Source organism: Pantoea wallisii (assembly GCF_002095485.1).
GTDB lineage: Bacteria > Pseudomonadota > Gammaproteobacteria > Enterobacterales > Enterobacteriaceae > Pantoea > Pantoea wallisii.
This window is the reverse complement of the sequence record NZ_MLFS01000140.1, coordinates 1-619: the sequence shown is the minus strand read 5'-3', so window position 1 is coordinate 619 and position 619 is coordinate 1. Positions and strand designations below refer to the sequence as shown.

Annotated in this window: 1 protein-coding gene; it reads left to right on the top strand. The window is 52.3% G+C overall.

Annotated features, from left to right (window positions below):
* The first annotated feature begins 25 nt into the window (after window positions 1-25).
* Complete coding sequence (locus tag HA48_RS21970) at window positions 26-508, top strand: Hcp family type VI secretion system effector (protein WP_128603184.1); 483 nt, start codon at window positions 26-28, stop codon at window positions 506-508.
* The last annotated feature ends 111 nt before the right edge of the window (window positions 509-619 follow it).

Genomic DNA, 619 nt, shown 5'->3' with positions numbered 1-619 from the left:
CACCTTTAACGGAAAGGAACATTCCATGAGCACTGATATTTTTCTAAGGATTGAAGGAATAACCGGCGAGTCACAGGATGCAAATCACAAAGGCTGGATAAACGTTGACGCATTTACCTGGGGAGCATCGCAGCCGGGCAATATGAGCGTTGGCGGCGGCGGCGGCGCGGGAAAAGTCCAGTACCGTGATCTGACCGTTCAGGCCAGCATTGATAAAGCAACGCCCGCTGTCATGCGCTATGTTTCCAGCGGAAAACATATCAGTAAGCTGGAGGTTTCTGTCTGTAAGGCCGGTGGCAGCCAGATTGAGTATTGTCGTATCACTCTGGAGGACGTGCTGATCACCAATATCCTTTTCAATGGCGCTACTCAGCGCGATCTTATTGGCATCAGCTATCAGTTCCAGGCCGCTAAGGTTAAAAATCAGTACTGGGAACAGTCTGCCAGCGGCGGGAAAGGTGCTGAATCCCAGTCAGGGTGGAACATCAAAGAAAACCGGGAATCCTGAGCCCAACGTTTATGCCGGACGGAAGCTGACAGACCTTTTTTCAGTGAGGCGATCTGGCATGGCGGGAATTGCAAAGGGTCACGCCCCTCGATCCTTTGTCCGCCCGCAACC